General features: G+C 72.2%; 25 protein-coding genes. 12 read left to right on the forward strand and 13 right to left on the reverse strand.

Annotated features, from left to right (window positions below; translation table 11 throughout):
* Window positions 1-112 precede the first annotated feature (112 nt).
* From ML340_RS10380 to asnS, 13 genes are all read right to left on the reverse strand, one after another.
* Window positions 113-670 (reverse strand): DUF2939 domain-containing protein, encoded by a 558-nt coding sequence (locus ML340_RS10380; protein WP_240099362.1) that lies wholly within the window; start codon window positions 668-670, stop codon window positions 113-115.
* 58 nt (window positions 671-728) lie between these two features.
* Window positions 729-2,183, reverse strand: coding sequence for an exodeoxyribonuclease I (gene sbcB / locus ML340_RS10385; protein ID WP_240099364.1), 1,455 nt, complete (start codon window positions 2,181-2,183; stop codon window positions 729-731).
* Window positions 2,180-3,553: an FAD-dependent oxidoreductase gene (locus ML340_RS10390; RefSeq protein ID WP_240099366.1), complete on the reverse strand. Its 1,374-nt coding sequence runs from the start codon at window positions 3,551-3,553 to the stop codon at window positions 2,180-2,182. The genes sbcB and ML340_RS10390 overlap by 4 nt, the downstream gene beginning before the upstream one ends.
* Window positions 3,543-4,817 carry a kynureninase gene (kynU, locus tag ML340_RS10395; RefSeq protein ID WP_240099368.1) on the reverse strand — a complete coding sequence of 425 codons (1,275 nt, stop codon included), beginning with the start codon at window positions 4,815-4,817 and terminating at the stop codon, window positions 3,543-3,545. Before kynU ends, ML340_RS10390 begins: the two co-directional genes overlap by 11 nt.
* 16 nt (window positions 4,818-4,833) lie before the next feature.
* Window positions 4,834-5,844, reverse strand: coding sequence for an amidohydrolase family protein (locus ML340_RS10400; protein WP_240099370.1), 1,011 nt, complete (start codon window positions 5,842-5,844; stop codon window positions 4,834-4,836).
* Window positions 5,845-5,846: 2 nt separating this feature from the next.
* The gene (locus ML340_RS10405; protein ID WP_240099372.1) at window positions 5,847-6,410 is read right to left on the reverse strand and encodes a 3-hydroxyanthranilate 3,4-dioxygenase; all 564 of its coding nucleotides are present in this window, start codon (window positions 6,408-6,410) and stop codon (window positions 5,847-5,849) included.
* A gap of 4 nt (window positions 6,411-6,414) precedes the next feature.
* Window positions 6,415-6,858 carry a RidA family protein gene (locus tag ML340_RS10410; RefSeq protein ID WP_240099374.1) on the reverse strand — a complete coding sequence of 148 codons (444 nt, stop codon included), beginning with the start codon at window positions 6,856-6,858 and terminating at the stop codon, window positions 6,415-6,417.
* An 87-nt stretch (window positions 6,859-6,945) separates the two neighbouring features.
* Window positions 6,946-8,370, reverse strand: a complete 1,425-nt coding sequence (locus ML340_RS10415) for an aldehyde dehydrogenase (RefSeq protein WP_240099376.1) — start codon at window positions 8,368-8,370, stop codon at window positions 6,946-6,948.
* 9 nt (window positions 8,371-8,379) lie between these two features.
* Window positions 8,380-9,201 carry an endonuclease VIII gene (gene nei / locus ML340_RS10420; protein WP_240099378.1) on the reverse strand — a complete coding sequence of 274 codons (822 nt, stop codon included), beginning with the start codon at window positions 9,199-9,201 and terminating at the stop codon, window positions 8,380-8,382.
* 4 nt (window positions 9,202-9,205) lie between these two features.
* A complete protein-coding gene (locus ML340_RS10425; protein WP_240099380.1) occupies window positions 9,206-9,991 on the reverse strand; it encodes an SDR family oxidoreductase in 786 nt (261 codons plus the stop codon).
* Entirely contained in the window at window positions 9,991-10,302 is a 312-nt protein-coding gene (locus ML340_RS10430; RefSeq protein WP_240099382.1) for a hypothetical protein, read from the reverse strand. Before ML340_RS10430 ends, ML340_RS10425 begins: the two co-directional genes overlap by 1 nt.
* Entirely contained in the window at window positions 10,299-10,604 is a 306-nt protein-coding gene (locus ML340_RS10435) for a hypothetical protein (RefSeq protein WP_425608315.1), read from the reverse strand. The genes ML340_RS10430 and ML340_RS10435 overlap by 4 nt, the downstream gene beginning before the upstream one ends.
* Window positions 10,605-10,623: 19 nt before the next feature.
* A complete protein-coding gene (gene asnS / locus ML340_RS10440) occupies window positions 10,624-12,024 on the reverse strand; it encodes an asparagine--tRNA ligase (RefSeq protein WP_240099386.1) in 1,401 nt (466 codons plus the stop codon).
* 63 nt (window positions 12,025-12,087) lie between these two features.
* Between asnS and ML340_RS10445 the strand changes: the two genes are divergently transcribed.
* From ML340_RS10445 to ML340_RS12010, 12 genes are all read left to right on the forward strand, one after another.
* Window positions 12,088-12,426, forward strand: a complete 339-nt coding sequence (locus ML340_RS10445) for a HesB/IscA family protein (protein ID WP_240099388.1) — start codon at window positions 12,088-12,090, stop codon at window positions 12,424-12,426.
* Between the two features lie 152 nt (window positions 12,427-12,578).
* The gene (gene rpsF, locus ML340_RS10450) at window positions 12,579-12,992 is read left to right on the forward strand and encodes a 30S ribosomal protein S6 (protein ID WP_240099390.1); all 414 of its coding nucleotides are present in this window, start codon (window positions 12,579-12,581) and stop codon (window positions 12,990-12,992) included.
* Between the two features lie 11 nt (window positions 12,993-13,003).
* Window positions 13,004-13,234 (forward strand): 30S ribosomal protein S18, encoded by a 231-nt coding sequence (rpsR, locus tag ML340_RS10455; RefSeq protein ID WP_240099392.1) that lies wholly within the window; start codon window positions 13,004-13,006, stop codon window positions 13,232-13,234.
* 118 nt (window positions 13,235-13,352) lie between these two features.
* On the forward strand, window positions 13,353-13,808 hold the full coding sequence (gene rplI / locus ML340_RS10460) for a 50S ribosomal protein L9 (protein ID WP_240099394.1): 456 nt from the start codon (window positions 13,353-13,355) through the stop codon (window positions 13,806-13,808).
* Window positions 13,809-14,108: 300 nt separating this feature from the next.
* Window positions 14,109-15,521: a replicative DNA helicase gene (locus ML340_RS10465; RefSeq protein ID WP_240099395.1), complete on the forward strand. Its 1,413-nt coding sequence runs from the start codon at window positions 14,109-14,111 to the stop codon at window positions 15,519-15,521.
* Between the two features lie 42 nt (window positions 15,522-15,563).
* A complete protein-coding gene (alr, locus tag ML340_RS10470) occupies window positions 15,564-16,694 on the forward strand; it encodes an alanine racemase (RefSeq protein WP_240099396.1) in 1,131 nt (376 codons plus the stop codon).
* Window positions 16,695-16,766: 72 nt separating this feature from the next.
* Window positions 16,767-18,320 (forward strand): WS/DGAT/MGAT family O-acyltransferase, encoded by a 1,554-nt coding sequence (locus ML340_RS10475; RefSeq protein WP_240099397.1) that lies wholly within the window; start codon window positions 16,767-16,769, stop codon window positions 18,318-18,320.
* Between the two features lie 49 nt (window positions 18,321-18,369).
* The gene (locus tag ML340_RS10480; protein WP_240099399.1) at window positions 18,370-19,041 is read left to right on the forward strand and encodes a YiaD family glycine zipper/OmpA-like lipoprotein; all 672 of its coding nucleotides are present in this window, start codon (window positions 18,370-18,372) and stop codon (window positions 19,039-19,041) included.
* Between the two features lie 338 nt (window positions 19,042-19,379).
* On the forward strand, window positions 19,380-21,050 hold the full coding sequence (locus ML340_RS10485) for a proton-conducting transporter transmembrane domain-containing protein (RefSeq protein ID WP_240099401.1): 1,671 nt from the start codon (window positions 19,380-19,382) through the stop codon (window positions 21,048-21,050).
* Window positions 21,047-21,781 (forward strand): hypothetical protein, encoded by a 735-nt coding sequence (locus tag ML340_RS10490; protein WP_240099403.1) that lies wholly within the window; start codon window positions 21,047-21,049, stop codon window positions 21,779-21,781. The genes ML340_RS10485 and ML340_RS10490 overlap by 4 nt, the downstream gene beginning before the upstream one ends.
* Entirely contained in the window at window positions 21,781-24,885 is a 3,105-nt protein-coding gene (locus ML340_RS10495) for a DUF2309 domain-containing protein (protein ID WP_240099405.1), read from the forward strand. The genes ML340_RS10490 and ML340_RS10495 overlap by 1 nt, the downstream gene beginning before the upstream one ends.
* Window positions 24,882-25,208 carry a P-II family nitrogen regulator gene (locus ML340_RS12010; protein WP_425608314.1) on the forward strand — a complete coding sequence of 109 codons (327 nt, stop codon included), beginning with the start codon at window positions 24,882-24,884 and terminating at the stop codon, window positions 25,206-25,208. Before ML340_RS10495 ends, ML340_RS12010 begins: the two co-directional genes overlap by 4 nt.
* Window positions 25,209-25,217 lie beyond the last annotated feature (9 nt).

Consider the following 25,217-nt stretch of genomic DNA (forward strand, 5'->3'; position numbering starts at 1 on the left):
GTTGCCCTCGTGGCTTGCATGCGCAAGCTGCTGACCGTGCTCAATGCCATTGCAAGGCACCGCTCCAGCTGGGACTTGACTCTTCATCACGCTTGACTGCCAAGACGGTTGCTCAGTCCAGCGGCGGCAGGCGGATCCCGGCCAGCTTCCATTCCAGCCCGCTGCGGCGGAACTCGAACACGACCGGCTTGCCCTCCGCGCTCGGCACGGTCGCGGTGAACAGCGAGGGTGATTCCCAGCGTGTGCGCGCGTCGCGCAGCGGATCGAACGGGGCTTTGCGCGTGCCGCCGTCGGTCGGCGCCGCGCCTGCGTCCGCGCGCGGGCGCAGGGCGCTGCCGCGTAGGAGCATGGCGATCCCGGCCGGGGAGGCGAAGGCCTCCACCGCGGGGGCCGCGATCACCGCGGTCACTCCGCCGATCATCTGGGCATCCGCGCGCTCGCCCAGCCGCTGCGCCAGCCCGTCCACGATCCGCGCCTGCAGCTGCGGCTGCAGGCTCTCGCGCAGGCGCGCGAAGTCCACGTAGCGCCACAACTGGTCGTACTCGCCGGCCGCGACCACCCGGCGCAGGCCGTTGAGCGCTAGGTACGGGCCGGCGGCGAGGTAGCCGAACAGCGCCAGGACCAGCGCGGCGAGCGCGGCCAGCAGCCAGCGGCGGGCGGATCGGGACATGCGGGGCCTCCGGTGGGCGACGCCGCGATCCTGCGCCACGCCGGCCGCGGCGGCAAGCTCAGCCGAGGCCGGCGCGCAGCGCCTCGCCCCAGGCCTGCAACTCGTCCAGCAGCGCCAGCCGCGCCGGGTCGCCGGCATGTTCGGCGCGCAGGCGCGCGATCTCGGCCTGGTAGCCGACGTAGTCCAGTTCCGACAGGCCCGAATCCTGCAGCAGCCGGCGCCGGCGGTAGGCGTCCCAGTGCGCGCGCTCGCCGGCGGACAGCGTGTGCGGCCAGTTGCGCGCGCGGTAGCGCAGCAGCAGTTCCGGCAGGCGCGCGTCGCGGAACGGGAAGTGCGTCTGCCCGAGGCGCTCGGGCGGGGTGGCGCGCACCTGCGCCAGCAGGCGGCGGTCGCCGTCGCCGAGGAAACCGCGGTACAGGGCCTGGTCCACGTCGATCTCGCCGCTGTCGTCCTCGCGGCCGGCATACACCCGGCGCACCTTCTCGGCGACCTCGGCGGCGTGCGCGCGCAGCCGGTCGGCATGCCGCAGCGTCCGTTCCGGGTCGATGCCCAGGCGCGCGAAGTCCGGTGCGCGCAGCGCCGTCCACGGCACCAGCGCCGGCGACTTGTTCAGGTGCACGCATTTGAGCGGGATGCGCGCCACCCCGTCGGCCAGGTCGTCGCGGCGGGTGAACACCCGCGCCGCGATCGCCTCCGCCGGCAGCTCCAGCAGCGGCGTCGGGTCGGCGGCGAGGTCGCACACGATCACCTGCTGCTTCTCGTAGCGCGGATGGCGCGCCAGCGGCAGCACCGCCGCGGCGTAGTGGTGCTCGGGCCGGAAGCGCGAGGACACGTGCAGCACCGGCTGCGCCGCGGCCGGCTCCAGCAGCCGTCCGGCATAGGCCTTGTCGCGCAGGCGCAGGGCGTAGTCCCACAGCTTCGGCTGCGCCGCGCGGAAGCGCCGGGCCAGGCCGAGCAGCGCGCGCACGTCGCTGAGCGCCTCGTGCGCCATGCCCTCGCGCAGGCCGTTGTCCGCGGCCAGGTGCTCGAGCCGGAAGCTGGTGCCGGGCGCCTCCGGTTCGCGGCTGCGCCAGATCAGCCCGTCCGGGCGCAGCGCATGCATCAGGCGCAGGGCATCCAGCAGGTCCCAGCGCGAATTGCCGTTGCGCCATTCGCGCTCGTAGGGGTCGTGGAAGTTGCGGTACAGGCCGTAGCGGATGAACTCGTCGTCGAAGCGCAGCGAGTTGTAGCCGACGCTGCAGGTGCCCGGCTGGCCCATTTCCTCCGCGATCCGCGCGAACGCCTCGGCCTCGCCCACGCCCTCGCGCAGCGCGCGCTGCGGGCCGAGCAGGGTGGTCATCGCCGCCGCCGGGCTCGGCAGCAGGTCGTCCGCCGGGCGCACCAAGAAGTCGATCGGCGGCCCGATCGGCTGCAGCTCGAGATCGGTGCGGATCGCGGCGAACTGCGCGATCCGGCTGCGCCCGGGGTCGGTGCCGAAGGTCTCCAGGTCGTAGAACAGGAAGCTCGCGCTCATCCGCGCACCTCGGCCTCGGTCAGCGGCGGCAGGCGCGCCGCGATCTGCGCATCCAGCCACGCCCAGTCCACCTCGGCGAGGGTCGCGATGCCGCGGGTGGCCTGCTGCAGCAGGCCGCGCTGCAGCTCGCTGCGCGCCAGCGCCTGCGCGTACGGGATGCGCATGAAGCTGACCATCGCATAGTGCGGCGCGAAGCGCCCGGGATGGCGCTTCTGCAGCGCCAGCTCGAGCTGGCGCTGCAGCAGGTAGTCGGCGTCGTCCACCCGGTCGCGCATCTCGATGTAGTTCTCCAGCGCCATCTGCTGGATCGCCGCCGCGTTCGGCTTGCGCTCGGCCTCGAACGCGGCGAACGCCGCGGCGCAGTCGCCGGCGGCCGCGTGCATGTGCGCGGCCAGCGCCACGCAGTCCTCAAACGCGCAGTTCATGCCCTGGCCGTGGAACGGCACCATCGCGTGCGCGGCATCGCCCAGCAGCACCGCGCGCCCGTCCAGGTGCCAGCGCTCGAGGGTGAGGGTGCCCAGGCGCCCGACCGGATGCGCGTCGTAGTCCGCGCGCAGGCGCGGGATCAGCGGCAGCGCATCCGGGAACTGGGCGGCGAACAGCGCCTCGGCCGCGGCGCCGTCGGGCACGCTGGCGAACGAGGGCCAGGGGCCGGCGTGCGGCAGGAATAGGGTCACGGTGAAGGTGCGCTCGTCGTTGGGCAGGGCGATGCACATGTACTGCCCGCGCGGCCAGATGTGCAGCGCGTGCGGCTCGATCCGAAAGCCGCCGTCGGCGGCCGGCGGGATCTCCAGCTCCTTGTAGCCGTGGTCCAGCCAGTCGGTGTGCTCGCCCAGCGGCTGCACCCGGGCCATCTCGGCGCGCAGGGTGGAGCCGGCGCCATCGGCGCCGAGCAGGGCGTGGAACGGACGCGCCTGCGACCCGCTCCCGGTGCGGAAATGTGCGATCCGCGCCTCGAAGTCCACCCGTTCCAGCGCATGCCCGAAGTGCAGGCGCGCGCCGTGCGACTCGGCGAGGTCGAGCAGCGCGATGTTCAATTCGCCGCGGTTGATCGACCAGATCACCTCAGTGTCGTCGCGCCCGTAGCGCTGCAGGCCGGGCGTGCCGTGCAGCGGATGCACGAAGCGCCCGCGCATCATCACCGCCTGCTTCAGTACCGCGGCGTCCGCGCCGGCCAGGCGCAGCGCGTGCAGCCCGCGCTCGGCCAGCGCGAGGTTGATCGAGCGGCCGCCGGCGTAGCCGTGCACGCGCGGATCCGGGCGCTGCTCGTACACCTCCACCGCCCAGCCGCGGCGGGCGAGCAGGATCGCCAGCAGCGCGCCGGCCAGGCCGCCGCCGATCACCGTCGCCGCACGCGCTTCAGCTGGCATGCGCCCACTCCCTCACCGCGCGCGCGAAGCGCAGCACGTCGGCGAAGGTGTTGTACAGCGGCACCGGCGCGATCCGGATCACGTCCGGCTCGCGCCAGTCGCCGAGTACGCCGCGCGCGGCGAGGTGCTCGAACAGGGCGCGGCCGCGTGCACGCCCGCCGCGCACCCGCAACGACAGCTGGCAGCCGCGCTGCGCGGGGTCGCGCGGGGTCAGCACCTGCAGCGCGGGCCCGAGGTGGGCGTCGATCAGCGCCTGCAGGTAGCCGGTCAGGCGTTCGGACTTGGCGCGCAGGGCGTGCATGCCGGCGCGCTCGAACAGCGCCAGCGAGGCGCGCAGCGGCGCCAGCGCGAGGATCGGCGGATTCGACAGCTGCCAGCCGTCGGCGCCGGGCGTGGGCAGGAACTGCGGGCCCATCGCGAACCGGGTCGCAGGATCGTGCCCCCACCAGCCGGCGAAGCGCGGGCGGTTGGTGTGGGCGTGGCGTGCGTGCACGAACGCACCGGCCACTGCGCCGGGACCGGCGTTCATGTACTTGTAGTGGCACCACACCGCAAAGTCGGCGTCGGCATCGTGTAGTTGCAGCGGCAGGTTGCCCACCGCATGCGCGAGGTCGAAGCCGACCACCGCGCCCGCCGCATGCCCCAGCCGTGCGATTTCCTTGAGGTCGAACGCCTGCCCGGTGCGGTACTGCACGCCCGGCCACAGCACCAGCGCCAGGCGCGGGCCGTGGAGGGAGATGGCGCGCTCGATCGCCGCCAGCGAGACGGTGCCGTCCTCGGCGTCGGGCTCCACTTCGATCAGGTCGGTGGCCGGGTCGAAGCCGTGGAAGCGCACCTGCGATTCCAGCGCATAGCGGTCGGAGGGGAAGCTCCCGGCTTCCAGCAGGATCGCCGGGCGCTCGCGGGTGGGGCGGTAGAAACTCACCAGCAGCAGGTGCAGGTTCACGGTCAGCGAATTCATCGCCACCACTTCCGACGGCTGCGCGCCGACCACCCGCGCCAGGCCGTCGCGCACCAGCGCGTGGTAGTCCATCCACTGCGCCTCTCCGGTGAAGTGGCCTTCCACCGCTTCGGTGGCCCACTTCTCCAGCACCTGCTCGACGTGCGCGCGCGCGCCCTTCGGCTGCAGGCCGAGCGAATTGCCGACGAAATAGGCCAGCGGCATGCCGGCCTGTAGCGGCAGGTGGAATTCGTCGCGGAAGCCGCGCAGGGGATCGGCCGCGTCGAGGGCAGCGGCGTGGGCGTCGGAGAGCAGCTCGGTCATCGGATGCTCGCTTGCGTCATGCGAAGCGCGCGGCGGGCAGGCCCAGCCATTCCAGCGCGGTGCCGTGGTACAGGCGGGCGCGCGCATCCGCGTCCAGCGCGAGCGTGTCGATCAGCTCGCCCGGGTGCGGCTCCCCGAGCGGGAACGGGTAGTCGGTGCCGAGCATGACCTGGGTCGGCCCGCAGGTCTCCAGCAGGTAGCGCAGCGCGGCCGCGTCCGCCACCCAGGAATCGAAGTACAGGCGCGGCAGGTACTCGCGCGGGTTGCGGAAGTTGTCGGTGGCCACCAGGTCCGGACGCATGCGGAAGCCGTGCTCGATTCGCCCGAGCGTGTACGGGAAGCTGCCGCCGCCGTGCGCCAGGGCGATGCGCAGCTTCGGCAGGCGCTCCAGCACGCCGCCGAAGATCAGGCAGCAGGCGGCGCGCGCCTGCTCGGCCGGCATCCCCACCAGCCACGGCAGCCAGTACTTGGGCATCGACTCGCTGCCCATCATGTCCCACGGATGCACCAGGATCGCCGCGCCCAGGTCGCTGGCGGCCTGGAAGAATTCGAACAGCTCCGGCGCGTCGAGGTTCCAGTCGCCCACGTGCGAGCCGATCTGCACGCCCTGCAGGCCGAGCTCGTCCATGCAGCGCTCCAGCTCGCGCACCGCCAGCGGCGGCGACTGCAGCGGCACCGTGCCGATCCCGGCGTAGTGGCGCGGATGGGCGCGGCAGGTCGCGGCCAGGTGGTCGTTCAGCGCGCGGTGCAGCTCCAGCGCCTGGTGTCCGCGCGCCCAGTAGCTGAACATCACCGGCACCGTGGACAGCACCTGCACCTGCACCCCGAACGCGGCGTACTCGGCGATCCGCAGCGCCGGATCCCAGGTGTTGGGGCCGATCTCGCGGAAGAACCTGCCGTCCTTGTAGATGCGGTGGCGGCCGTCCTCGCCGTGGTGGATTACCGGGAAGCGGGCATCGCCGTACTTGGCCGCCAGATCCGGCCAGTCGCGCGGCAGGTAGTGGGCGTGGGTGTCGATCTTGAGCATGGTCAGGTGACCGCCCCTTCGCCGCCCTGCATCTCGTAGCGTTGCGGCCGCGGGTTGAGCGTGCCGCATTGCGTGCAGGTGCGCAGGGCGTCGTCGCGGTAGAAGCGCTCGAACACGCGGAAGAAATCCTGCTCGATGTCCACCAGATGGAAAAATTCCTCGTACAGCTTGTGGTTGCAGTTCACGCAGAACCACATCAGCGCGTCGTCCTCGTGCGGCAGGCGCTTGCGCTCGATCACCAGCCCGACCCCGCCTTGCATGCGCTGCGGGGAGTGCGGCACCCGCGGCGGCAGGTAGAACATCTGCCCGGCGCGGATCGGGATGTCGCGCAGCGTGCCGCGCTGGCCGTCGTAGTCCTCCTGCACCCGCAGCACCATCTCGCCCTCGAGCTGGTAGAACCACTCCGGGCCTTCCTCGTAGTGGTAGTCGGTGCGCGCATTGGGGCCGCCGACCACCATCACGATGTAGTCGCCGTCGACGATGCACTTGTTGCCCACCGGCGGCTTGAGCAGGTGGCGGTGGGCGTCGATCCAGGCCATCAGGTCGATCGGGCCGGGCAGGGGCATGGCCTCACTCCTTCAGCAGCGCGACGCACTTCAGTTCGATCGCGATCGGGGTGGGCAGGGCGCTGATCCCGACCGTGGTCCGGCAGGGGGCGCGCGCCGGGTCCGGGAAGTGCTCGGCCCACACCGCATTGTAGGCGGCGAAGTCGCGCGCCATGTCGGTCAGGTACACCGTCACGTCCACCAGGTCCTCCCAGCGCGCGCCGCTGGCCTGCAGCACCGCGCGCACGTTGGCGAACACGGCGCGGGTCTGCGCCTGGATGTCGTAGCCGACCAGGCACCCGGCGGCGTCGTAGCGGTTGCCGGGGACGGCGTCGGTCGCCGGGTCGCGCGGGCCGATCCCGGACAGGAACAGCAATCCGCCGGCGCGGCGCGCGTGCGGGTAGCGGCCGACCGCGCGCGGGGCGCCGGCGGCCTCGATCCCGTCGGGGGCGCTGCGGTCAGTGCTCATGCCTCGCCCCGCCGGTATTCGCGGCGGACCTGCGCGGTCCGGTCGGGGGTGGCATGTGGCAGCGATCCGGGACGGGGCATGTGCGGCTCACAGGTTCAGGCAGACATTGCGCGGCTCGGTGAAGAACCGCATGGCCTCCAGCCCGCCTTCGCGGCCAAGGCCGGAGGCACCGGTGCCGCCGAACGGCGTGCGCAGGTCGCGCAGCAGCCAGCCGTTGATCCACACGATGCCCACCTGCAGGTGGGCGCCGAAGCGGTGCGCGCGGGCCAGGTCGCGCGTCCACACGCTGGCGGACAGGCCGTAGTCGCAGGCGTTGGCCAGCGCCTGCGCCTCGTCGTCGCTGTCGAACGCCTGCAGCGTGGCCACCGGGCCGAAGATTTCCTCGCGGTTGCTGGCGCAGTCCGGCCCCAGGCCTTCGATCACGGTCGGCGCGATGAACCAGCCGGCGCGCGCCACCGCCGCGCCGCCGCACAGCACCCGGCCACCTTCGGCGCGCGCACGTTCGATCGCCGCCATCACTTTGTCGAAATGCGCCTGCGACACCATCGGCCCCAGCTGCGCGCCGTCCTCCAGCGGGCCGCCGATGCGCAGCGCACGGGCGCGGGCGACGAAGGCGTCGCGGAACTCGGGGTAGATCGCACGCTCGATGAGCAGCCGCGAGCCGCACAGGCAGATCTGCCCGCTGTTCTGGAACGCGCTGCGCACCAGGGTGTCGAGGTGGGCGCGCCAGTCGCTGTCGGCGAATACCAGCGTGGCGTTCTTGCCGCCCAGTTCCAGCGACACCTTCTTCAGCTGCGGCCCTGCAATGCCGGCGATGCGGCGGCCCACCGCGGTGCTGCCGGTGAACGACACCGCCTTCACCTGCGGGTGCGCCACCAGCGGTTCGCCGACGTCCGCGCCCAGGCCGTGCACGATGTTGAGCACGCCCGGCGGCAGGCCGGTCTCCAGCGCCAGCTCGCCGAGCAGGGTGGCGGTGGCGGGGGTGATTTCCGACGGCTTGGCGACCACCGCATTGCCGGCGGCCAGTGCCGGCGCGATCTTCCAGGTGAACAGGTACAGCGGCAGGTTCCACGGGCTGATGCAGCCCACCACGCCCAGCGGCAGGCGCAGGGTGTAGTTGAGGCCGGCCTCGCCGTGGTGGGACTCGCTGGCGAACTGGGTGGCGGCGTGCGCGAAGAAGCGCAGGTTGGCGATCGCGCGCGGGATCTCGACCTCGCGCGCCAGCGCCAGCGGTTTGCCGGCGTCGATCGCCTCGGCGCGGGCGAAGGCGTCCAGCCGTGCTTCCAGCGCGTCCGCCAGCCGTTCCAGATGGCGCGCGCGTTCGCTGTTGCGCAGTGCGGCCCAGCCGGGCGCGGCGGCGCAGGCGGCGGCCACCGCGGCCGCGACGCTGGCGGCGTCGCCGGCGGCCACATCCGCATACGGTCGTGCGGTGGCGGGATCGAACACCGGCATCCAGCGCGTGCTGGTCGCTTCGCCGCAGGCGGCGCCGATCACGTGTCCGAAGCGTGGCATCGCCCAAGCTTACCAGCGGGCAGGCTGGCAGCGCGGGCACAGGAACAGCGGCCGCGACTGGCTGGCGATGCGCGCGATCGGCGTGCCGCAGCGCTCGCAGGGCGCGCCTTCGCGCTGGAACACGCGGAAGCGGAAGGCCTCGCCTTCGCGCGCGAGGTAGTCGGCGCGCATGCGGCGGGTGGGTGCGATGCCGCGGGTGGCGTAGCTGCGGCGCGGGATCGCCAGCAGGGCCTCGGCCAGCCGCGTGGTCTGCGCGTCGTCCAGATCGCGCGGGCGCAGGCCGGGATGCAGGCCCGCGTCGAACAGGACCTCCGCGCGCAGGTAGTTGCCCATGCCGGCGAGGAAGCCCTGGTCCAGCAGCAGCGCGCCCAGCGCGCGGCCGCGGAACGCGGGCGACCGCAGGCGCGCGGCCACGGTGGCGGCTTCCAGCGTCGCCTCCAGCACGTCCGGACCGAGCCGCTGCAGGAATGGGTGCGTTTCGATCGCGTCGCTGCGCCAGAGTTCGACGTTGGAGGCGGAGTAGAGCAGGATCGACGCGCGCCGGGTCTCCAGCGCGACGCGCAGGCTGCGCGACGTGGCGGGGCGTTCGTCCGGGCCGGCCACGTGCCACACGCCGTAGAGCTGGTTGTGTGTGTACAGCGTCCAGCCGTTGTCGAACGCGGTCAGCAGCGCCTTGCCGCGCGGCGTGATCGACAGGATCCGGCTACCGGGCAGCAGGCGCTCGAAGCGCTTGAGCGCCGGGAACGCGAACTGCGCGCGCAGCAGCGGTTGGCCGGCCACGGCGGCGGCCAGGCGGTCGGCGGCGCGGCGGATCTCGGGGCCTTCGGGCATGCGTTCAGATCGACTGCATGCGGCCGCCGTCCACCGCGATCGACTGGCCGTTGATGTACGCGGCGGCAGGGCTGCACAGGAAGGCGATCAGGCCGGCCGGCTCGTGCGCTTCGGCGAAGCGGCCGGCGGGGACGCTGGCCAGCATCGCCTGCGCCACGTCGTCCTCGCGCTTGCCGGTGGCGGCGCTGCGCTCGGCCAGGATCTGCTCCAGCCGGCGGGTGCGGGTATAGCCCGGCAGCACGTTGTTCACGGTGATGCCGTCGCCGCCGAGCTCGCGCGAAAGCGTCTTGGCCCAGCCCGCCATCGCCCCGCGCACGGTATTGGACACCCCGAGGTTGGGGATCGGCTCGTAGACCGAGGTCGAGACCACGTTGACGATGCGGCCCCAGCGCGCCGCGCGCATGCCCGGCAGCAGCGCCTGCACCAGCGTCTGCGCGGCGATGAGGTGCTGCTGGAAGGCCGCGAGGTAGGCCGCGGCCGGCGCGGCGTGCGCCGGGCCGCCCGGCGGGCCGCCGCTGTTGTTGACCAGGATGTGCACCGGCGCGCGCGCGGCCAGCGCGTCCACCGCGGCGCGCAGGGCCTCGGCATCGGCCAGGTCGGCGGCCAGCAGGGCGTGCGCCTGCGCCGGCGTGCGCGGCAGGCTGGCGACGACCTCGCGCAGCGCCGCCTCGCGCCGGGCCAGCACGGTGACGCTGGCGCCGAGGGCGGCCAGTTCCAGCGCGGCGGCGCGGCCGATGCCTTCCGAGGCGCCGCAGACCAGCGCGTGGCGGCCGTGCAGCGCCAGGTCCATCAGCCGCGCTCCCGGCCGAAGGTCTGCACCATCGCCGCGCGCAGGGCCGCGTCGTCCGCGCCCTGCGGCGGCACCAGTTCCGCCAGCAGGAAGCCGCGCGCCTGCGCGTCCTCCGCGTCCAGCCCGTCGAACTCGACGAACTCGGCGTCCAGCAGCGCCGCGCGCGCGCTGTCCACGCTGTCGTAGGCCAGGGTGTTGCCGTCGCAGTCGAACACCTCGGCGGTGCCGGCCTCGCACTCGCGCAGGCGCGCCCATACCACGGTGCGGCCGAGGGTGGCCAGCCACCACTGCGCGTGCCCGGGTGCGCTCATGACAGGGCCTGCCCGAGGATCCACAGCACGCCGCCCAGCGCCAGCCCGCCGAGGATCACCAGCAGCGAGATCCGCGCCGGGGCGGCCAGCCCGGCGAGGCCGGGATCCGGGGTGGCGCGGTACTGCGCGCGCAGCAGCCAGGCCAGCGCCTTCGGCTTGAGGAAGGCACCATGCCCGAGCACCGCGGTGATCTGCGGATGACGGTCGCGGATGTGCACCAGCGCGAGCGGCCAGAAGATCACGAACGCGGTGGCCCCGGCGATCGCCACCGCGAACGCGGTCAGGGCCAGGAACAGGACCAGGTCGGCGTCCATGTGTTTTTCAGAACTCCGCATGCCCGGGCGCGCGCGGGTAGGCGATCGCGTCGCGGATGTTGGCCAGCCCGCACACGTACACCACCAGCCGCTCGAAGCCGAGGCCGAAGCCGGCGTGCGGCACCGTGCCGTAGCGGCGCAGGTCGCGGTACCAGCCGTAGTGCTCCGGGTCCAGCCCGAACTGGGCCATGCGCGCATCCAGCATGTCCAGGCGCTCCTCGCGCTGGCTGCCGCCGATGATCTCGCCGATCCCCGGCGCCAGCACGTCCATCGCCGCCACGGTCCTGCCGTCGTCGTTCAGGCGCATGTAGAACGCCTTGATCTGCTCGGGGTAGTTCATCACCACCACCGGGCGGCCGACGTGCTCCTCGGTCAGCCAGCGCTCGTGCTCGGTCTGCAGGTCCAGGCCCCATTCGACCGGGAACTCGAACTTCCTGCCCGACTTCTGCAGCAGGGCGATGGCATCGGTGTAGTCGATCCGCTCGAACGGCGCGTTGATGAAGGCCTCCAGCCGCCCGATCGCATCCTTCTGCACGCGCTCGGCGATGAAGGCCATGTCGTCGCCGCGCTCCTCCAGCACCGCGCGGAACAGGTACTTCAGGAACTCTTCGGCCAGGTTGGCGTCGTCGTCGAGGTCGGCGAACGCGATCTCCGGCTCGATCATCCAGAACTCGGCCAGGTGGCGGGTGGTGTTGCTGTTCTCGGCGCGGAAGGTCGGGCCGAAGGTGTAGACCTTGCTCAGCGCCAGGCAGAACGCTTCCACGTTGAGCTGGCCGGACACGGTCAGGAAGGTCTCCTTGCCGAAGAAGTCGCGCGAGAAATCCACCGCGCCGTCCTTGCCGCGCGGCAGGTTGGCCAGGTCCAGGGTGGAGACGCGGAACATCTGGCCGGCGCCCTCGGCGTCGCTGGTCGTGATGATCGGGGTGGAGATCCAGTAGAAGCCGCGCGCGTGGAAGAAGCGGTGCACCGCCTGCGCCAGGCAGTGGCGGATGCGGGTGACCGCGCCGAACAGGTTGGTGCGCGGGCGCAGGTGGGCGAACTCGCGCAGGTATTCCAGCGAGTGCGCCTTGGGTTGCATCGGGTAGGTCAGCGGGTCCTCGACCCAGCCGACGACCTCGATGCCCGAGGCCTGCACCTCGAACGCCTGGCCCTGGCCCTGCGACTTCACCAGGGTGCCAGTGCACACCACCGCGCAGCCGGTGGTCAGGTGCTTCACCTCGGATTCGTAGTTGGCCAGGCTGGCCGGCGCCACCACCTGGATCGGGGCGAAGCAGGAGCCGTCGCTGACGTTGACGAAGCTCAGCCCGGCCTTGGAGTCGCGGCGGGTGCGCACCCAGCCGCGCAGGGTGACCTGCCCGCCCTCGGGCACGTGTCCGGCCAGTGCCTGCGCCACCGACATCGTCGTCATCTTGAAATCCCGCCCATGCATGCCGAAATAGGCCGGCAAGTGTAACGGAGCTACAATCCGCGCATGGCCATCACCCTCACCGACGCCGCCCGCGAGCGCATCCGCGGTTACCTGCAGGCCGAGCCGGGCAGCGTCGGCCTGCGCTTCGGGGTCAGCCGTACCGGCTGCTCCGGCTGGGGCTACCGGATCGAGATGGCGCAGGCGCAGGCCCCGGACGACGTGGTGTTCGAGGACGGCGGGGTGCGGATCCTGGTCGATCCGGCCAGCCTGCCGCTGGTGGACGGCACCCGCATCGACTTCGTGCGCCAGGGCCTGAATGCGCATTTCGCCTTCCACAACCCGAACGCGGCCGCGGAGTGCGGCTGCGGCGAGAGCTTCACCACCGCCGCCGACCCGGTTTGACCCGGCCGGGGACGATTTGCATCGGCCCGGTCGGTTCTGCGAGAATGACTAGCTCCCATTCCGGGAGCCCCTTGCCCGAACGCGCCGCGCCCGCGGTGGCCGAGGGCTGACCGGCCGGCATCCCGCCGCCCGGCATCCACGAGGACAATCCCATGCGTCACTACGAAATCGTGTTCCTGGTCCATCCGGACCAGAGCGAGCAGGTCCCGGCCATGATCGAGCGCTACAAGGGCGCGATCGAGAACGGCGGCGGCAAGGTCCACCGCCTGGAGGACTGGGGCCGCCGCCAGCTGGCCTACCCGATCCAGAACCTGGTCAAGGCCCACTACGTGCTCATGAACATCGAGGCCCCGCAGGCGGTGCTCGACGAGCTGGTGGATGGCTTCCGCTTCAACGACGCGGTCCTGCGTCACCTGGTGATCCGCCGCGACGAGGCGGTCACCGAGCAGTCGCTGATCATGAAGAACAAGGACGAGAAGGGCGACAAGCCCGAGCGCCGCCGCCGCGACGACGAGAGCGACACCGCCGTCGGCAGCGCCGATACCGACGCCGCCGAAGCCGCCTGAAGGAGCCTGCCATGTCCAAGTTCTTCCGCCGCCGCAAGTTCTGCAAGTTCACCGCCGAGGGCGTGACCGAGATCGACTACAAGGACCTGGCCACCCTGCGCCAGTACCTGACCGAGACCGGCAAGATCGTGCCGAGCCGGATCACCGGCACCAAGTCGCGCTACCAGCGCCAGCTGGCGACCGCGGTCAAGCGCGCGCGCTACCTGGCCCTGATCCCGTACACCGACAACCACAACGTGTGAGCCGCGCCGCGTCCGGCCCCGCCTGCGCGGGCGCCGGCGCCGCATGCGCCCGGCATCCGTCCGTTTCGGACAGCACCGGTTGCAGGCCACGCCTGCTAACGAACAACGGAGTCCCACCATGGAACTGATCCTCCTGCAGAAGGTCGTCAACCTGGGCAACCTCGGCGACAAGGTCACCGTCAAGCCCGGCTACGGCCGCAACTACCTGGTCCCGCAGGGCAAGGCGGTGCCGGCCACCGCCGCCAACCTGGCCGAGTTCGAGGCCCGCCGCGCCGAGTACGAGGCCAAGGCGCAGGCCGCGCTGGACGCCGCCAGCGCGCGCCAGGCCAAGCTGGTCGACGCCAGCGTCACCGTCAGCGCGAACGCCTCGACCGAAGGCAAGCTGTACGGTTCGGTCGGCCCGCGCGAGATCGCCGAGGCGATCGGCAAGCAGCTCGGGGTGGCCGTCAACAAGTCGGAGGTGGTGATGGGCGAGGGTCCGATCCGCCACACCGGCGAATTCGAGGTCACCGTGCACCTGCACGCCGACGTCGAGGCCAAGGTCAAGGTGGTGGTGGTCGCCGAGGCGGCCTGATCCCACCGCATTGGCCATCACCGACGGGCGCCTGCGGGCGCCCGTCGCGTTTTTGGCGCGTCGCGCGTGCGTCGCAGCCGCTGCGACGCGGCTGCGGCAGGCTGTCCGGGCGCGAAGGGAACCCAGTGCAGGCCAGCAGCACCGCGCAGCAGGGTGCGTCCCGTGCACCCCTCGGGCTTATCCACAGGATGTCCCACGGCTTGTCTGCAACACCCACGTGCCGATGCCGCCTACCATGTCCGCCCAACGAGAACGACGAGCGGCCCGCCACGACGGGCCCACCCGGGGAGCCGGTCACGGATGAACGTACGAGCAGGCCTGCGCGCGGAGGCAGGACACGCCGCCCGCGCCGAACAGCGGATCGACACCCTGCGCATCCCGCCGCAGTCGATCGAGGCCGAGCAGGCGGTGCTGGGCGGGCTGATGCTCGACCCGAACGCGTTCGACCGCGTGGCCGACCTGCTCGGCGAGCGCGACTTCTACCGCCGCGACCACCAGCTGATCTTCCGCGCGATCCGCGAGCTGGCGGAGAAGGGGCGCCCGTTCGATGCGGTGACTCTGGGCGAGTGGTTCGATTCGCAGGGTTTGGCGGAGCAGGTCGCCGGCGGCAGTTACCTGGTGATGCTGGCCAGCAGCACGCCGAGCGCTGCCAACATCCGCGCCTATGCCGAGATCGTGCGCGACAAGGCAGTGATGCGCGAGCTGATCGAGGTCGGCACCCAGATCGTGAACGACGGCTTCCAGCCGGAGGGGCGCGATTCCGGCGAGTTGCTGGCCAAGGCCGAGCAGGACGTGTTCGCGATCGCCGAGAGCCGCGCGCGCGGTCGCCAGGACTTCACCCCGGTGCGGCAGGCGCTGCGCGACGCGTTCGAAGTGCTGCAGACCCGCGCCGAGGCGGGCGGCGGGGTGACCGGGCTGCCGACCGGCTATGCCGAGTTCGACCAGATGACCGCCGGCCTGCAGCCGACCGACCTCATCATCCTGGCCGCGCGCCCGTCGATGGGCAAGACCACCTTCGCCCTCAACATCGCCGAGTACGCCGCGCTCAAGTCGCGCAAGGCGGTGGCGGTGTTCTCGATGGAGATGTCCGCCGGCCAGCTCGCGCTGCGCCTGATCTCCTCGGTCGGGCGGATCAACGCCGCGCGCCTGCGCACCGGCCAGCTCGAGGACGAGGACTGGAGCCGGGTCAACAGCGCGATCGCGCTGATGCGCGACGCCAAGGTGTTCATCGACGACACCCCGGCGCTCTCGCCCGAGGTGCTGCGCGCCAAGGCGCGCCGGCTCAAGCGCGAGCACGACCTCGGCCTGATCGTGATCGACTACCTGCAGCTGATGCAGGTGCCCGGCAACAGCGAGAACCGCGCCACCGAGATCTCCGAGATCAGCCGCTCGCTGAAGGCGCTGGCCAAGGAGCTGAACGTGCCGGTGATCGCGCTGTCGCAGCTCAACCGCTCGCTGGAGACGCGCACCGACAAGCGCCCGGTGATGGCCGACCTGCGCGAGTCCGGCGCGATCGAGCAGGACGCGGACATGATCGTGTTCATCTACCGCGACGAGTACTACCACAAGGAGAACTCGCCGGACAAAGGCCTGGCCGAGATCATCATCGGCAAGCAGCGCAACGGCCCGACCGGCAGCTTCAAGCTCAAGTTCTTCGGCGAGTACACCCGCTTCGACAACCTCGCCCACGACGCCGTGGGCCGCTTCGAGTGAGCCGGGCCGGGCGCGCGCGCGGCGGGCAGGGGGCAGGGCGGCATGAGCGACCCGCTGATCGAGCGCCCGAGCCGGATCGTGGTCGACCTGGACGCGATCGCCGGCAACCTGCAGGCGATCCGCGCGCGCGTGCAGCGCCCGGTGATGGCGATCGTCAAGGCCAATGCCTATGGCCACGGGCTGGTTCCGGTCGCGCGCCAGCTGCAGGCGCACGGGGTGGAGCGGCTCGGGGTGGCGTTCGTGGAGGAGGGCATCGCCCTGCGCCGCGCCGGGATCACGCTACCGATCCTGGTGCTGGGCGGGATCTACGCACCGCAGGTCGGGCAGTACCTGCGCCACGACCTCGAGATCACGGTGTCCTCGCTGGACAAGCTGCGCCAGGTCGAGGCGGCGGCCGAGGCGCTCGGGCGCCGCGCGCGCATCCACCTCAAGATCGACACCGGGATGGAGCGGATCGGCGTGCACAGCTATTCGTGCGGCCCCTTCATCGAGGCCGCGCTGGCCTCCCCCTGGTGCGAGATCGTCGGCATCTACTCGCACCTGGCCTGCGCCGACGACCCGGCGGCGGGCATGACCGCGCTGCAGCTGGAGCGGTTCGCGGAGGCGTGCGCACACTTCCCACGGCTGGGCGCGCCGATGCCGCTGCGGCACCTGGCCAACTCCGGCGGCGTGCTGCACTTCCCGCAGACCTGGCTGGACCTGGTGCGCCCGGGACTGATCCTGTACGGCGTGTCCCCGGATCCGGCGGCGCGCATGGATCCGGCGCTGCGCCCGGCGCTGTCATTGCGCTCGCGCGTGGTCTATTTCAAGGTCGTGCGCGCCGGCCGCAGTGTGAGCTACGGTGCGACCTGGACCGCGCCGACCGACACCCGGGTGATCACGGTCCCGCTCGGCTACGGCGACGGCTATCCGCGCGCGCTGTCCAATCGCGGCCAGGTGCTGGTGCGCGGGGTGCGCCGGCCGGTCGTGGGGCGCATCTGCATGGACCAGTTCATGGTCGACCTCGGGCCGGACGGCACCGCCTACAACGAGGACGAAGTGGTGCTGATCGGCCGCCAGGGCACGCAGGCGATCACGGTGGAGGAACTGGCCGCGCAGGCCGGCACCATCCCCTACGAAATCCTGACCGGCCTCAACGAGCGCATCCCGCGCAGCTACCTCGGCGCGGGCTGAGCGCGGGCCGCGGCCGCGTTGACCGCCGCGCGCGCCGCATGCTTCACTCGCGGCGTACCCGGGGAGGACGCGATGGCTACCCAGCAGCCGCGCCGCAAGCGAGCCAGGCCGGCGCCCGCCGGCGCCCGGCGCGAGCCGATGTCGCGGGTGGATACCGCCTGGCTGCGGATGGAGCGGCCGACCAACCCGATGATGATCACCGGCGTGCTGATGTTCGCCGAGCCGATGTCGCTGGCGCGGCTCAAGCGGGTGGTGCGCCAGCGCTTCCTGGCCTACCGCCGGTTCCGGCAGAAGCCGGTGGAGGGCGCGACCGGCGCGCAGTGGGTGGACGATCCCACATTCGACCTCGACTGGCACGTGCGCCTGTCCGGGCTGCCCGGGCGCGCCACCCCGGCCGCGGAGAAGAAAGCGCTGGAGCGCTTCGTCAGCCAGCTCGCCTCGACCCCGCTGGATCCGGGCAAGCCGCTGTGGCAATTCCACCTGGTCGAGCGCTACCGCGGCGGCTCCGCGCTGGTGGCGCGCATCCACCACTGCTATGCCGACGGCATCGCGCTGGTGCAGGTGCTGCTGTCGCTGACCGACACCAGCCGCGCGGCCTCGGCCGCCAGCCGCCTCGACCGCGCCTGGCTCAAGCAGGAAGCCGCGCCGGTGGCGCGCCGGGTCGGCGCGGTCGATCGCTACCTGCGCCTGGGCGGGCGCATGCTCGGGCAGGGCATGGCGATGGTGCAGGACCCGGGCCTGGCCGCGCTGCTGGCGCGCGAGGGCGGCGAGATCGCGCGCGAGTTGGTGCATGCGCTGGCGCTGCCGGATGATCCGCCGACCCTGCTGCGCGGGCCGCTCGGGGTCAGCAAGCGAGTGGCCTGGGCCGAGCCGCTGCGGCTGGAGGAGGTCAAGGCGGTCGGGCGCGCCTGCGACTGCACCGTCAACGACGTGCTGATGGCGGCCGCGGCCGGCGCCCTGCGCGGCTACCTGCGCGAGCGCGGCGAGGCGGTGGACGGCCTCACCCTGCGCGCCACGGTGCCGGTCAACCTGCGTCCGCTCGAACACGCCAGGAAGCTCGGCAACCATTTCGGGCTGGTGTTCCTCGACCTGCCGGTCGGCGAGCCCAACCCCCTGCAACGGCTGCAGCAGGTCGCCGCGTGCATGCGCGCGCTCAAGCAGTCGCGCCAGGCGATCGTCGCCTACGGCCTGCTGGCGGCGCTCGGGATGGCGCCGCCGCCGGTGCAGGAGCTGGCGCTGGAGCTGTTCAGCCGCAAGGCCAGCGCGGTCGCCACCAACGTGCCCGGCCCGCAGCAGCCGCTGTACCTGGCCGGCTGCGAACTGCGCGAGCTGATGTTCTGGGTGCCGCAGACCGGCGGCATCGGGCTGGGCCTGTCGATCCTCAGCTACCGCGGCCAGGTGCACTTCGGGCTGGTCGCGGACGCGCGCCTGGTGCCCGACCCGGACGCGGTGGCGCGCCGTTTCGCCGCCGAATTCGAGACCCTGCTGTACCTCGCGCTGATGGCCGACTGGCGGCAGCCGCTGGATGCCGCCGCGGCCGCCGCGCTGCTCCCCGTGCCTGCGCCGCCACCGGCGGAGGCTGCGGCTGCCGCCGCGTTCACGCCGGTGCCACCGGTCGCTGCCTAGAGTCCCACCACCGCCCGGGTGCCCGGGTCATCCCTCAGGAGTCGCTCCCATGCCGCCGATCAAGACCGCCGTGCTCGCCGCCGTGCTCGCCGCCTTCACTGCCGGCTGCGCCAGCTACACCGGGCAGACCAACGCCCCCGACGATCCCAACCGGACCGCGCGCGGTGCCCTGATCGGCGCCGGCATCGGCGCGGCGGTCGGCCTGCTCAGCGGCGACAGCGCGGTGCAGCGGCGCCAGCGTGCGATGGTCGGCGCCGGCATCGGCGCGCTCGCCGGCGGCGCGATCGGCGCCTACCAGGACCGCCAGGAGGCCGAACTGCGGCGCGAGACCGCCGGCACCGGGGTCGCGGTCAGCCGCGAGGGCGACGTGATCAAGCTCAACCTGCCGGACGGGGTGACCTTCGGCTTCAACCAGGCCAACCTGCAGCCGCAGTTCTACCCGGCGCTCAACAACATCGCCGGCACCCTGCGCCAGTACAACCAGACCATCATCGAGATCAGCGGCCACACCGACAGCATCGGTTCGGACGCGTACAACCAGACGCTGTCCGAGCGCCGCGCGCAGGCGGTGGCCGACTACCTGGCCGCGCAGGGCGTGCAGCGCGAGCGCATGGAGGTGGTCGGGATGGGCAAGCGTTACCCGATCGCCAGCAACGACACCGAGCAGGGGCGGGCGATGAACCGCCGGGTCGAGATCCGCATCCTGCCGCTGCGCGGCTGATACCGCGTGGCAGGCTCCGCGGCGGCGTGCGCGCCGCCGCGGCTTGCATGCGCACGCGGCCATCTGACGCTGGCACGAAGGGGGTGCCGTCGTGTCGACGAACGCCGGTGCGCCCCGTGACGCCGCTTGAACTTTCGGCGGCGCATGACAGGCGCCATCCGCACGTCGCCGCGCCGGCAACGGCGCGGCCTCGGAGCGCGGGGCGGGTTTTCGTCCGCCTGCTGAATAAGCGAGAATTATTCGCGCGATAAGCCATCATTTTTTGACTTATGGATGCAGGCCGGTACCCTGCCTGCAACTGCGTGCAACGCGGATCGGCCAGCGGGGATTCCGACACAATGGAGGCGGGACTGCTCTTGCTGTTGCCACTGCTGCCGGTGCTGGCGGCCTTGGCCGTGCAGTGCCTGGCGCCGGCGCGCGGCGCGCGCGCGGCGGTGGTCTCGATCGCGGTCGGCTGGATCGCGCTGGCGCTGACCCTGCTGCTGTTCGGCTGGACCCTGCGCGGCGGCCAGGCGGCCCTGGCGGGCTTGCGGCTGGATCCGCTGGCGGCGCTGATGGCGCTGCTGATCGCCGGCATCGGCCAGGTGGTGCGGCTGTACTCCCGCCGCTACATGGCCGAGGAGCCCGGCTACCGCCGCCACTACGTGCTGCTGGACGCGATGATCGCGGTCCTGCTCCTGGTGGTGCTGGCCGACCACCTGCTGCTGCTGGTGGTCGGCTGGTACCTGGTCGGCGTGCTGCTGTACTGGTTGCTCGGGCAGGACCTCGGCAGCCGCCCGGCGCACCGCTACGCGGGCTGGACCTTCCTCACCTACCGCCTCGGCGACGTGGCGCTGATCCTCGCCGCGGTGCTGCTGTGGCGCGCCTACGGCAGTTGGTCGCTGCACGCGGTGTTCGCGGCGCTGCAGGCCGGGCCGCCGCCGGCCGCGCGCGTGTTCGGCCTGCCGCTGCTGGACGCGGTGGCGGTCCTGGTGGCGGTGTCCGCGTTCGCGCGCTCGGCGCAGTTCCTGCTGCACACCTGGCTGCCGTACACGATGCACGGGCCGACCCCGGTCTCGGCGCTGATGCACGCCGGCATCGTCAATGCCGGCGGCTTCCTGTTCAACCGCTTCGCGCCGCTGCTGGTGCATACCGGTGAGGTGCTGCACTGGTCGTTCGTGGTCGGGCTGGTGACCGCGGTGGTCGGCTCGGTGCTGATGCTGACCCAGAACGACATCAAGAAATCGCTGGGCTATTCGACCATGGGCCAGATGGGGTTCATGGTGATGGAAGTCGGGGTCGGCGCGTTCGCGCTGGCGATCTACCATCTGGTCGCGCACGGGCTGTTCAAGGGCACCCTGTTCCTCGGCGCCGGTGGCGTGATCGGCGAGGCGCGCCGCCACGACGGGGTTCCGCCCAACCCGCTGTACGCATTCGCGGTCGAGCGCCGCCCCGGGCGCGGGATGGCGCCGTGGCTGCCGCTGGCGCTGGTCAGCCTGGTGCTGCCGCTGGCGATCCTGGCCGCCGCGCACTGGCTGGTGGCGCCGGGTTTCACCGAGGAGCAGGGCGCGGTCGTGCTGCTGATCTTCGCCTGGCTGGCCGGCGCGCAGTTGATGTTCGCAACCCACCAGCACCTTGGCGGCGAGTCGCCGTGGCGCAACATGGTGCTGGTGCTGGCCTCGTTCATCCTGATCGTGTTCGGCTACACCCTGGTCAGCCATCTGTTGGCGGTCTACCTGTACCCCGACCCGCAGTTCCGCGCGCGGATCTACGAGGCCGCCGGCATCGACCTGTTCTGGTTCGACCTGATGGTGGTGGTGATCGCGGTGGCGATCGTGGTCGGCTGGTTCCGCCTGTACCGCGCAGAGCGCGAGGCGTTCGAAGGCCGCAGGCGCGCTCCCGGTCCGCTGTGGCTGGCGTTCTATGCGCTCATCTCGCGCGAGTTCTACGTCGCCGACGTGCAGACCGCGCTGGCCCGCATGCTGCTGGCGCTGTCGCAGCGGCTCAACCTGTGGCTGCGCTGGGCATGAACGCGATCCTTGCCGCCGCGCTGTTCCTGCCGTTGTTCCCGCTGTCGATGGTATTCACCGTGCTGTACCGGCGCCTGCCGCACCCGCTGGCACGCAGCCTGCTGCTACTGGTCTGGCCGCAGGTGGGGCTCTCCGTGCTGCCGGCGCCGTCCGCGGCCGGCGGCTGGCTGGGTGGGTGGGCGCTGGCCAGCGCCGGGCTGTATGCGCTGCGCCTGCTGAGCGTGCGCGAACTCGGCATCTGGACCGCGCAGCTCGCAGTGACGCTGTGGGCGCTGCTGTGGCTGCTGCCGGCCGCCGAACCGGTGCAATTGCGGCTGCAGGCGCTGGCACTGAGCCTGCCGCTGGTACTGTTGGCGTGGGCCGCGCAGCATCTGGTGCGGCGCCATGGTGCCGCCCATGCGGATGTGCCTGGTGGGCTCGGCACCGGGGCCCCGCGGCTGGCCGGGGTACTGGCGCTCGTGGTGCTGTGCGCGGTCGCGGTGCCGCCGGCGGCACCGTTCGCGGTGCTGCTGGAAGTGGTGCGCCATGTCGCGCCGGGCATGGCGCTGGCGCTGTTGCTGATCGCCCTGCTGTGGAGCTGGGCCGGGCTGCGGCTGCTGCAGGGCCTGCTGGTCGGGCCGCCGCCGCGGGCGCCGCAACGCGACCTGGCGCGCCCGGCGGTGCTGGTGTATGCACTCTTGGTCGTCGCCTGCGCGCTGCTGGGGGTGTACCTGCTGGGAGGGGCCGGCTGATGCTGGCGCTGGCCGAGGCCCTGCGCATCCGCGCCCAGGTCTACGTGGCGGGCCTGAAGATTCCGCTGTTCTGGCCGATGCGCGCCTTTATCTCGCGCAACCCGCTGCATGGCTTCGACCACCTGCCGTTCGCGCAAGCGGTGGCGGCCGGCGAGGCGCTGTTCGGCGGGCGCGGCTTTCCTTCCCGCGAGGACGGCCAGCGCGCGCTCAGCGCGGGCCGGCTGGACGCCGCGCTGCTGCGCGCGCGCATCGCCCGCCAGGCCGCCGCCTGCGATCCGCAGTTGCCTGGGATCGACTGGCCGGCCTGGTGCTGGGCCCTGGCGAGCACCCGGCCGCAGCCGTTGACGGCGGGGGTGGAGCCGCCGGATGCGGAGGCGCTGGCCGCGGCGTTTGCGGGGCAACCCGTGCACGCGGCGGAGCCGCCGGACCCGACCACCCGGCTGCAGGCGGATCTGCTCGACGGGCGCGCGCCCTACGCGGTGCTGGATGCGCTCTATCCCGGCGCGATCGGCGAGGAGCTCGACGAACTGGTGGTCAAGAGCTGCCTCGATTTCTTCGACGAGGGCCAGTCGGTATGGGCGATGCCGGAGCGCGAGCACGGCCTGTTCCACGCTTGGCGCCAACTGGCGCGGCGCAACCTGCGCTTCCGCCTGCGCCGGATGCCGATCCGTGAGGTGCTGGAGTTGGCGCAGACGCCGGAGGCGCTGATCGTGCGCATCCTGCGCGATTGGGGGGTGCCGGAGGCACAGTGGCAGGCCTGCATCACCCATGAACTGGCGCGGCTGTACGGCTGGGCCGGCTTCATCCGCTGGCGCCAGGGCGCGCACCACTACCACTGGCAGCAACGCTATCCCGCCGACCTGGTCGAATACCTCGCGCTGCGCCTGGCGCTCGCTGCGGCGCTGGTGCAGGAGCGTGCGCGGCATGCGCGCCTGCCGGCCAGCCTGCCGGCGCTGGCGGCGGCGATCGCGGCACGCCCGCAGGAGATGGCCCTGCGCCAGATGCGGCAGTCCGGCCGCCTGCCGCCGGCGCTGCTGCATGCAGCCGACGACGCGTTGGCGCGCGGCGACCAGACGCGGATCGCGCGGCTGTACCGCGCGGCCTGGCTGGCCGCGCGCACCGATGCGGCGACCGAGGCCATCGCCGGCCTGCGTGCGCTGGCCCGGCAGGCGGGCGCGGCGCAGGCCCTGGAGGCGCTGGCGCCCGCGCAGCGGCACGCGCTGCTGCAGGCGATCGCGCGCTTCGAGCGCGACGAGCCGATGCTGTGGCTGCAGGCGCGCGAGGATGCGCGCATCCATGAACTGCTGGGCCACGTGCGCGCGCAGGTGCCGGCTCCGCGCAGCAAGCGCCCGTTCGCGCAGGCGATGTTCTGCATCGACGTGCGCTCCGAGCGCATCCGCCGCCACCTCGAGCGGGTCGGCGACTACCAGACCTTCGGCATCGCCGGCTTCTTCGGGGTGCCGGTGAGCTACATGCCGCTGGGCAAGGGCAGCGAGCAGCACCTGTGCCCGGTCCTGCTCACGCCCAAGAACCTGGTGCCGGAGCTGTCGCTGGCGGACGCGACCGAGGAGGCCGCGCTGAGCACCCTCAGCAAGGCGCTGCACGAACTGAAGGAATCGGTGTTCTCCCCGTTCGTGACGGTGGAGGCGGTCGGCATGCTGTTCGGCCTGGACCTGGTCGGCAAGACCCTGGCCCCGGTGCGCTACCTGCGCTGGCGGCGGCGCCTGGAACAGGCCGACCCGGCCCCGACCCGCCTGCTGCTGGATCGCCTGAGCGAGGAGCAGGCCGACTCGATCGTGCGCGCCCTGCAGCGCGCAGTGATCGCCAAGGCTGTGCGCCTGGAACTGGGGCTGTCGGTGGCGGACGTGACCGACGCGGCGATCCGCGAGCTGCGCGAGGCCGCCCTGGGCCACCAGGCGGAACTGCCGGTGCTGCGCGCGCGCACGCAGCTGCCGCCGGAGCGGATCGAGGCCTTCGTGCACGCGCTGCGCACCCGCCACGGCATCAGCCGCGAGGCGGCGGCGCGCCACCGCGAGCACCTGGCGCGGATCGGCTTCACCCTCGAGCAGCAGGCCGGCTACGTCGCCCAGGCCCTGCGCTCGATCGGCCTGGTCGAGGGCTTCTCGCGCTTCGTGCTGGTGGTCGGGCACGGCAGCAGCTCGCAGAACAACCCCTACGAATCTGCGCTCGACTGCGGCGCCTGCGGCGGCAGCCACGGGCTGGTGAGCGCGCGCGTGCTGGCGCAGATGGCCAATCGCCCGGACGTGCGCGCGCGCCTGCGCGCGCAGGGCATCGCGATCCCGGACGACACCTGGTTCATGCCGGCCCTGCACGACACCACCACCGACGAGATCCACCTGCACGACCTCGAACTGCTGCCCGCCTCGCACCTGCTCTACCTGGACCGCCTGCGCGAGGGCCTGGCCGCGGCCTCCGGACTGTGCGCGGCCGAGCGGCTGCCGGCGCTCGGCGTGGCGGCCGCGCCGGGTCCGGCGGCCGCCGCGCGCCAGGCGCAGCGGCAGGCCGCCGACTGGTCGCAGGTGCGCCCGGAGTGGGGCCTGGCCGGGAACGCCTGGTTCGTGATCGCGCGGCGCGACGCCACCGCCGCGGCCAGCCTGCACGGGCGCGCCTTCCTGCACTCCTACGATTGGCGGCTGGACCCCAAGCGCCGGTTGCTGGAGACGATCCTGTCCGGGCCGCTGATCGTCGGCCATTGGATCAACATGGAGTACTACTTCTCGAGCGTGGACAACGCCCGCTGGGGCAGCGGCAGCAAGGTCTACCACAACGTCGCCGGGCGCTTCGCGGTGATGACCGGCAACCTGTCCGACCTGCGCACCGGGCTGCCCGCGCAGACCGTGCTGCAGGGCGGCCGCGCCTACCACGAACCGGTGCGCTTGATCGCCGTGATCGAGGCGCCGCTGGCGCATGCGCGGGCGGCGATCGATGCGGTGGTCGCGGTCAAGCGCCTGGTCCACAACGGCTGGATCCGCATGCTGGTGCTGGATCCGCAGACCGCCACCCACCACCTGTACGAGGACGGCGATTGGCGCGAGCTGCCGGCGCCGCCTCCCGCATCCGCCCAGGAGAACAGCGCGGCATGACCACCCAAAAGATGCGTTCGCTGAAGAAGCTCGAGATCATCCTCGACGGCGCCCATCTCGGCTTTGCCACCGACCTGATCGAGCGCGCCGGGGTCAAGGGCTACACCATCCTGCACAACCTGTCCGGCAAGGGCAGCACCGGCTTCCACGCCGGGCAGCTGATGTTCAACGAGGACGACGTGCTGGTGATGGTGCTCGCCGCGGTGCCCGAGGACTTGGTGGATCCGCTGCTGGAGGGCTTCGCGGCGTTCTTCGCCGAGCATTCCGGGGTGGTGTTCGTGTCCGACATCCAGGTGATGCGGCCGGAGAAGTTCGGGCGCTGAGCGGCGGCG

The organism is Thermomonas flagellata, assembly GCF_022419185.1.
Lineage (GTDB): Bacteria > Pseudomonadota > Gammaproteobacteria > Xanthomonadales > Xanthomonadaceae > Thermomonas > Thermomonas flagellata.

What these genes read in the sequence shown, in the direction of transcription:
- ML340_RS10405 (WP_240099372.1), bottom strand. Translation starts at nt 6,410, where the DNA reads ATGCCCCTGCCCGGCCCGATCGACCTGATGGCCTGGATCGACGCCCAC.
- ML340_RS10475 (WP_240099397.1), top strand. Translation starts at nt 16,767, where the DNA reads ATGGCTACCCAGCAGCCGCGCCGCAAGCGAGCCAGGCCGGCGCCCGCC.
- ML340_RS10485 (WP_240099401.1), top strand. Translation starts at nt 19,380, where the DNA reads ATGGAGGCGGGACTGCTCTTGCTGTTGCCACTGCTGCCGGTGCTGGCG.
- asnS (WP_240099386.1), bottom strand. Translation starts at nt 12,024, where the DNA reads ATGACGACGATGTCGGTGGCGCAGGCACTGGCCGGACACGTGCCCGAG.
- rplI (WP_240099394.1), top strand. Translation starts at nt 13,353, where the DNA reads ATGGAACTGATCCTCCTGCAGAAGGTCGTCAACCTGGGCAACCTCGGC.
- nei (WP_240099378.1), bottom strand. Translation starts at nt 9,201, where the DNA reads ATGCCCGAAGGCCCCGAGATCCGCCGCGCCGCCGACCGCCTGGCCGCC.
- ML340_RS10390 (WP_240099366.1), bottom strand. Translation starts at nt 3,553, where the DNA reads ATGCCAGCTGAAGCGCGTGCGGCGACGGTGATCGGCGGCGGCCTGGCC.
- alr (WP_240099396.1), top strand. Translation starts at nt 15,564, where the DNA reads ATGAGCGACCCGCTGATCGAGCGCCCGAGCCGGATCGTGGTCGACCTG.
- ML340_RS10465 (WP_240099395.1), top strand. Translation starts at nt 14,109, where the DNA reads ATGAACGTACGAGCAGGCCTGCGCGCGGAGGCAGGACACGCCGCCCGC.
- ML340_RS10490 (WP_240099403.1), top strand. Translation starts at nt 21,047, where the DNA reads ATGAACGCGATCCTTGCCGCCGCGCTGTTCCTGCCGTTGTTCCCGCTG.
- ML340_RS10415 (WP_240099376.1), bottom strand. Translation starts at nt 8,370, where the DNA reads ATGCCACGCTTCGGACACGTGATCGGCGCCGCCTGCGGCGAAGCGACC.
- ML340_RS10380 (WP_240099362.1), bottom strand. Translation starts at nt 670, where the DNA reads ATGTCCCGATCCGCCCGCCGCTGGCTGCTGGCCGCGCTCGCCGCGCTG.
- ML340_RS10425 (WP_240099380.1), bottom strand. Translation starts at nt 9,991, where the DNA reads ATGGACCTGGCGCTGCACGGCCGCCACGCGCTGGTCTGCGGCGCCTCG.
- ML340_RS10410 (WP_240099374.1), bottom strand. Translation starts at nt 6,858, where the DNA reads ATGAGCACTGACCGCAGCGCCCCCGACGGGATCGAGGCCGCCGGCGCC.
- ML340_RS10480 (WP_240099399.1), top strand. Translation starts at nt 18,370, where the DNA reads ATGCCGCCGATCAAGACCGCCGTGCTCGCCGCCGTGCTCGCCGCCTTC.
- ML340_RS10445 (WP_240099388.1), top strand. Translation starts at nt 12,088, where the DNA reads ATGGCCATCACCCTCACCGACGCCGCCCGCGAGCGCATCCGCGGTTAC.
- kynU (WP_240099368.1), bottom strand. Translation starts at nt 4,817, where the DNA reads ATGACCGAGCTGCTCTCCGACGCCCACGCCGCTGCCCTCGACGCGGCC.
- ML340_RS10430 (WP_240099382.1), bottom strand. Translation starts at nt 10,302, where the DNA reads ATGAGCGCACCCGGGCACGCGCAGTGGTGGCTGGCCACCCTCGGCCGC.
- ML340_RS10400 (WP_240099370.1), bottom strand. Translation starts at nt 5,844, where the DNA reads ATGCTCAAGATCGACACCCACGCCCACTACCTGCCGCGCGACTGGCCG.
- ML340_RS10495 (WP_240099405.1), top strand. Translation starts at nt 21,781, where the DNA reads ATGCTGGCGCTGGCCGAGGCCCTGCGCATCCGCGCCCAGGTCTACGTG.
- sbcB (WP_240099364.1), bottom strand. Translation starts at nt 2,183, where the DNA reads ATGAGCGCGAGCTTCCTGTTCTACGACCTGGAGACCTTCGGCACCGAC.
- ML340_RS12010 (WP_425608314.1), top strand. Translation starts at nt 24,882, where the DNA reads ATGACCACCCAAAAGATGCGTTCGCTGAAGAAGCTCGAGATCATCCTC.
- rpsF (WP_240099390.1), top strand. Translation starts at nt 12,579, where the DNA reads ATGCGTCACTACGAAATCGTGTTCCTGGTCCATCCGGACCAGAGCGAG.
- rpsR (WP_240099392.1), top strand. Translation starts at nt 13,004, where the DNA reads ATGTCCAAGTTCTTCCGCCGCCGCAAGTTCTGCAAGTTCACCGCCGAG.